Source organism: Pseudomonas sp. NPDC089534, from assembly GCF_044749305.1.
Taxonomy (GTDB): Bacteria; Pseudomonadota; Gammaproteobacteria; order Pseudomonadales; family Pseudomonadaceae; genus Aquipseudomonas; species Aquipseudomonas ekonensis.
Genome location: NZ_JBIVHR010000035.1, coordinates 49,580 through 56,239, shown reverse-complemented (window position 1 = coordinate 56,239; position 6,660 = coordinate 49,580). Strand labels below are relative to the sequence as shown.

At 59.3% G+C, this 6,660-nt stretch carries 4 protein-coding genes and 3 tRNA genes (1 of these 7 running past the window's edge); all 7 read right to left on the bottom strand.

The annotated features are described in order from the left end of the window. The coding region (gene lon, locus ACIP0B_RS13475) for an endopeptidase La (RefSeq protein WP_400832543.1) at positions 1-2,325 on the bottom strand (2,325 nt) is incomplete at its 3' end. Positions 2,326-2,567: 242 nt separating this feature from the next. Further along, positions 2,568-3,851, bottom strand: a complete 1,284-nt coding sequence (clpX, locus tag ACIP0B_RS13470) for an ATP-dependent Clp protease ATP-binding subunit ClpX (RefSeq protein ID WP_400832540.1) — start codon at positions 3,849-3,851, stop codon at positions 2,568-2,570. 113 nt (positions 3,852-3,964) lie between these two features. Beyond that, positions 3,965-4,600 (bottom strand): ATP-dependent Clp endopeptidase proteolytic subunit ClpP, encoded by a 636-nt coding sequence (gene clpP, locus ACIP0B_RS13465; protein ID WP_085579644.1) that lies wholly within the window; start codon positions 4,598-4,600, stop codon positions 3,965-3,967. Positions 4,601-4,692: 92 nt separating this feature from the next. Next, entirely contained in the window at positions 4,693-6,003 is a 1,311-nt protein-coding gene (tig, locus tag ACIP0B_RS13460; RefSeq protein WP_400832537.1) for a trigger factor, read from the bottom strand. A 310-nt stretch (positions 6,004-6,313) separates the two neighbouring features. Continuing rightward, a tRNA-His gene (locus ACIP0B_RS13455) sits at positions 6,314-6,389 on the bottom strand. 77 nt (positions 6,390-6,466) lie between these two features. Beyond that, a tRNA-Leu gene (locus tag ACIP0B_RS13450) sits at positions 6,467-6,551 on the bottom strand. Between the two features lie 57 nt (positions 6,552-6,608). Continuing rightward, positions 6,609-6,660: transfer RNA gene (locus tag ACIP0B_RS13445), tRNA-His, on the bottom strand; it runs 124 nt beyond the window's last position.

The following is a 6,660-nucleotide window of genomic DNA, read 5'->3' as shown; positions in this document are numbered from 1 at the left end:
ATCCGGCAAGGGCTCCGGCGCGTATTGCAGCGCAATTTGCAGGACTTCGTCAATCCATTTAACCGGTTTGATCTGCAGATCCTGCTTGATATTGTCCGGAATTTCCTTCAGATCGCGCACGTTCTCTTCCGGGATAATGACGATCTTGATTCCGCCGCGGTGGGCCGCCAGCAGTTTCTCCTTCAGGCCGCCGATGGCCAGCACCTGGCCGCGCAGGGTGATCTCGCCGGTCATGGCGACATCGGCACGCACAGGAATGCCCGTCAAAGCCGACACCAGGGCGGTGCACATGCCTACACCGGCGCTCGGGCCGTCTTTCGGGGTCGCCCCTTCCGGCATGTGGATATGGGTGTCGCGCTTCTCGTGGAAGTCCAGCGGAATGCCCAGGCTCTTGGCGCGGCTGCGCACAACGGTTTGCGCCGCGGTGATCGATTCGACCATGACATCGCCCAGCGAACCGGTCTTGATCAGTTGCCCCTTGCCCGGCACGACAGCGGCTTCGATGGTCAGCAGTTCGCCGCCGACCTGAGTCCAGGCCAGGCCGGTCACCTGTCCGATCTGATCCTGTTGCTCGGCCAGACCGTAGCGGAACTTGCGCACGCCCAGGAAATGTTCCAGCAGGTCAGCTGTCACTTTCACCGAGAAGCGTTTTTCCAGCGCGTGCTCCTTGACCGCCTTGCGGCAGACCTTGGCGATCTGGCGCTCGAGACCGCGCACACCGGCTTCGCGGGTGTAGTAACGGATGATGTCGCGGATCGCCTCCTCGTCGAATTCCAGCTCGCCCTTCTTCAGGCCGTTGGCCTGGATCTGCTTCGGCGACAGGTACTTGACCGCGATGTTGATCTTCTCGTCCTCGGTGTAGCCCGGCAGACGGATCACTTCCATCCGATCCAGCAGCGCCGGCGGGATGTTCATCGAGTTCGAGGTGCACAGGAACATCACGTCGGAGAGGTCGTAGTCGACTTCCAGGTAGTGATCGTTGAAGTTGTGGTTCTGCTCCGGATCGAGCACTTCCAGCAACGCCGACGCCGGGTCGCCGCGCATGTCGCTGCCCATCTTGTCGATTTCGTCGAGCAGGAACAGCGGGTTGCGCACGCCCACCTTTGTCATCTTTTGAATCAATCTTCCTGGCATCGAACCGATGTAGGTCCGACGGTGACCACGGATTTCCGCCTCGTCACGCACACCGCCCAGGGCCATGCGCACGAACTTGCGGTTGGTGGCGTGGGCGATCGACTCCGCCAGCGAGGTCTTGCCCACGCCCGGAGGACCGACCAGGCACAGCACCGGGCCACGGATTTTCTTCACGCGTTTCTGTACGGCGAGGTACTCGAGGATGCGCTCCTTGACCTCTTCGAGGCCGTAGTGGTCGGCATCGAGAATGTCTTCGGCGCGGGCCAGATCCAGGCGCACCTTGCTCTGGGCCTTCCACGGCACCTGCACCAGCCAGTCGATGTACGAACGCACCACGGTGGCCTCGGCGGACATCGGCGACATCTGTTTGAGCTTGTTCAGCTCGGCGGTCGCCTTGGCCAGGGCGTCTTTCGGCAGGCCGGCGGCATCGATACGCTTCTTCAGGTCTTCGACTTCGTTGTGACCTTCGTCGCTGTCGCCGAGCTCTTTCTGAATGGCCTTCATTTGCTCATTCAGGTAGTACTCGCGCTGACTGCGCTCCATTTGTTTCTTGACCCGGCCACGGATGCGCTTTTCGACCTGCAGCAGGTCGATTTCGGCATCCAGCAGCGCCAGTACGTGCTCGACCCGGGCCGACAGGTCGACGATCTCGAGAATCTCCTGCTTCTGCTCGATCTTGAGCGCCATGTGCGCGGCCATGGTGTCCACCAGGCGGCCAGGCTCATCGATGCTGTTGAGCGACGACAGGACTTCAGCCGGAACCTTCTTGCCCAGCTGCACATATTGTTCGAACTGCGACAGCAGGCTGCGCACGAACACTTCGGATTCGCGCTCGGCGGCGTCGGTTTCCTCGATGAGCGACACTTCGGCGCGGCAGTGGCCGTCGACCTCGCTGAAACGCTCGACAGTGCCGCGCTGCTCGCCTTCAACCAGCACTTTGACGGTGCCGTCAGGCAGCTTGAGCAGTTGCAGAACAGTGGCGATGGTGCCTACGCGATAGAGAGCCTCTTCGCCGGGATCGTCATCGGCCGGGTTTCTCTGGGCCAGCAGCAGAATCTGCTTGTCGCCCGCCATCGCTGCCTCGAGGGCTTCGATGGACTTCTCGCGCCCCACGAACAGCGGGATAACCATGTGCGGATAGACCACGACATCACGCAATGGCAGGAGAGGCAATTCGATGGTTGTCTTCATGATTTCGCCTCTGCGTCGGCCTGAAGGCCGTAATAGGATGGAAGTAAGCTTGAAACCAAGATGGGGGCTGCTTTCGAAAAATACAAGCGGATAAAGGATCGGCTTGAAAAATCACGACTTACGCGTGCGCATGCATGGATTGGGTGCGTCGGAAGCGGCCCGGCCCGCTTGCGCCGGACAGCCGGTTCCTGAAAAAGCAAAGGGGCCCGAAGGCCCCTTCCTGATTCCGGCAATGTGGACGCTTACGCGTCCGGCGCTGCCTTGGCGGTCGGCTCACTGTTCTCGTAGATGTACAGTGGCTTGGACTTGCCTTCTATGACGCTTTCGTCGATCACGACTTTACTCACGTCGGACTGCGACGGGATTTCGTACATCGTGTCGAGCAGCACGCCTTCGAGGATCGAACGCAGGCCGCGGGCGCCGGTCTTGCGCTCCAGGGCACGCTTGGCGACGGACTTCAGCGCATCGGAGCGGAACTCCAGATCCACGCCTTCCATCTCGAACAGCTTGGCATACTGCTTGGTCAACGCGTTCTTCGGTTCGGTGAGGATCTGCATCAGCGCAGCCTCGTCCAGCTCGTCCAGCGTCGCCAGCACCGGCAGACGACCGACGAATTCCGGGATCAGACCGAACTTGACCAGATCGTCAGGCTCGACTTCACGCAGGGATTCACCGACCTTCTTGCCCTCTTCCTTGCTGCGCACTTCGGCGTTGAAGCCGATGCCGCCCTTGGTGGAGCGGTTCTGGATGACCTTTTCCAGGCCAGAGAACGCACCGCCGCAGATGAACAGGATGTTGCGGGTGTCGACCTGCAGGAATTCCTGCTGCGGATGCTTGCGGCCACCTTGCGGCGGAACGGAGGCAACGGTGCCTTCGATCAGCTTGAGCAAGGCCTGCTGCACGCCTTCGCCGGACACGTCGCGGGTGATCGACGGGTTGTCGGACTTGCGCGAGATCTTGTCGATTTCGTCGATGTAGACAATGCCCATCTGGGCCTTTTCCACATCGTAGTCGCACTTCTGCAGCAGCTTCTGAATGATGTTCTCGACGTCCTCACCCACGTAACCCGCCTCGGTGAGGGTGGTTGCGTCGGCGATGGTGAACGGAACGTTCAGCAAGCGGGCCAGGGTTTCGGCCAGCAGGGTCTTGCCCGAACCGGTCGGGCCGATCAGCAGGATGTTGCTCTTGCCGAGCTCGACATCGTCACTTTTCTTGTCACGCTGGTTCAGACGCTTGTAGTGGTTGTACACCGCTACCGCCAGAACCTTCTTGGCACGCTCCTGACCGATCACGTACTGATCAAGGATGCCGCTGATTTCTTTGGGCGAAGGCAGTTTATGCACGCTGCTTTCGGCCTGTGCCTCCTGCACCTCCTCGCGGATGATGTCATTGCACAGGTCGACGCACTCGTCGCAGATAAAGACCGAGGGGCCGGCAATCAATTTGCGTACTTCATGCTGGCTTTTGCCACAGAAGGAGCAATAAAGCAGCTTGCCGTTGTCCTCGCCGTTGCGGGTGTCAGTCATTCGATCGATCCAAATCCGATAGGCTTGCAACACAAGATGAAGGCTATTGCGGGCTTTTTCAAGCCCGCCGGTGATCGGACCTGCCGACCTGCCTTGTTTTCGGGCTGCTTGTTTTAAGCGGGACGCTGCTCGATCACTTCATCGATCAAGCCGTACTCGCGCGCTGCGTGGGCGCTCATGAAGTTGTCGCGGTTGGTGTCGCGCTCGATTTCCTCGAGCGTGCGCCCGCTGTGCTTGGCCATCAGCGTGTTGAGGCGCTCGCGGATGAACAGGATTTCCTTGGCATGGATCTCGATGTCCGAGGCCTGGCCCTGGAAACCGCCCAGCGGCTGGTGAATCATCACGCGCGAGTTCGGCAGGCAGTAACGCTTGCCCGGTGCGCCGGCCGTCAGCAGGAAAGCGCCCATGCTGCACGCCTGACCGATGCAGGTCGTCGACACGTTAGGCTTGATGAACTGCATGGTGTCGTAGATCGACATGCCCGCAGTCACCGAACCGCCCGGCGAGTTGATATAGAGATGGATGTCCTTGTCCGGGTTTTCCGCCTCAAGGAACAGCAGTTGCGCGCAGATCAGGTTGGCCATGTAGTCTTCGACAGGACCCACCAGGAAGATCACCCGCTCCTTGAGAAGACGCGAGTAGATGTCATAGGCGCGCTCGCCGCGAGCGGATTGCTCGACAACCATCGGGACCAGGCCGCCGGCGGCCTGGACATCAGAGTTCTGCTGAATATAAGAATTTCGGAACATGCTCTGCAGTCACTCCCAAATAGTTATGTCTTGAATGCACATAAGCCAGCGCGAAGGCTGGCTTATGTGTGTACTTCTTAACGCAGGAACAATCAGTCGGCTTTTGGAGCTTCTACCGGCTTGACCGCTTCTTCGTAAGAGACCGATTTGTCGGTCACGCTAGCTTTCTGCAGAACAGTATCCACAACTTGTTCTTCCAGCACAACCGAACGGACTTCGTTCAGTTGCTGCTCGTTCTTGTAGTACCAGGACACTACTTGCTCTGGCTCTTGGTAAGCCGAAGCCATTTCCTGGATCATTTCGCGAACGCGCGCTTCGTCAGGCTTGAGGTCGTTCTGCTTGACCACTTCAGCCACGATCAGGCCCAGCACCACACGGCGCTTGGCTTGCTCTTCGAACAGCTCGGCCGGCAGTTGGTCAGGCTTGATGTTGCCGCCGAACTGTTGAACGGCCTGCACGCGCAGACGGTCGACTTCGTTGGACAGCAGCGCCTTCGGCACTTCGATCGGGTTGGTGGCCAGCAGACCGTCCATGACCTGGTTCTTCACCTTGGACTTGATCGCCTGACGCAGTTCGCGCTCCATGTTCTTGCGAACTTCGGTGCGGAAACCGTCCAGACCCGATTCCTTGATGCCGAACTGGGCGAAGAACTCTTCGTTCAGCTCAGGCAGCTTCGGCTCGGATACGGTGTTCACGGTCACGGTGAACTCGGCGGTCTTGCCGGCCAGGTCCAGGTTCTGATAGTCCTCAGGGAAGGTCAGGTTCAGAACGCGCTCTTCACCGGCCTTGGCGCCGACCAGGCCTTCTTCGAAGCCAGGGATCATGCGGCCGGAACCCAGCACCAGCTGGGTGCCCTTGGCGGAACCGCCGGCGAACGCTTCGCCGTCGACCTTGCCGACGAAATCGATGTTCAGCTGGTCTTCGTTCTGGGCAGCGCGCTCGGCCACTTCGAAACGGGTGTTCTGCTTGCGCAGGATGTCCAGCATCTTGTCCAGGTCGGCGTCAGCCACGTCGGCGCTCAGGCGCTCGACGGTGATGCCGTCGAAACCGGCGACGGTGAACTCAGGGAACACTTCGAATACGGCAACGTATTCCAGGTCCTTGCCGGCTTCCAGGGATTTCGGCTCGATCGAAGGCGAACCGGCTGGGTTCAGCTTCTGCTCGACCACCGCTTCGTAGAAGGAGGACTGGATCACGTCGCCCACCGCTTCCTGACGAGCGTCGGCACCGAAACGGCGCTTGATTTCGCTCATCGGCACTTTGCCTGGACGGAAGCCAGCAATCTTGGCCTTTTGGGCAGTCTGCTGCAGACGCTTGTTGACCTGGCTCTCGATGCGCTCGGCCGGCACGGTGACGCTCATGCGGCGCTCAAGAGCAGTAGTATTTTCAACAGAAACTTGCATGGATATTCCTCGTTGCACAGACGTTGGCCGGCCGTTTCCGACCCCAGAATCAAGGGCATGCATTCTAGTGGGTCAAACTCAAGAAGTCACCCTACTGAAAACAGGTGGAAACGCAGCAGGCAATTTACCGGTGCGGATGCACGGATGCATCGCGCCCCGCAGGCGAATACAGTCAATCCCGTCAGGGTTGTGTGCCGACCATTCTATATATAGAAGCGGTCGTCCATCATCTCCCTGACAGCCGGCCCCGGACGCGGACCGCTGAAACAAAAAAGGCGCCAGACTGTTAAATCTGGCGCCTTTCGAAATATGGGGTGGACGATGGGGATCGAACCCACGACAACGGGAGTCACAATCCCGTGCTCTACCAACTGAGCTACGCCCACCATATTGCGTGTCAAAAAAGCCTTTCAGCTTCTTTGCGAGACCTCAATCAGGCCAGCGGCATGAATGAAGCCTTGATTGGTGCGGATGAAGAGACTCGAACTCTTACGCCTCGCGGCGCTGGAACCTAAATCCAGTGTGTCTACCAATTCCACCACATCCGCGACTTGAAGCGGTTAAAGCAAAGGCGCCAGACCGTTAAATCTGGCGCCTTTTGAATATGGGGTGGACGATGGGGATCGAACCCACGACAACGGGAGTCACAATCCCGTG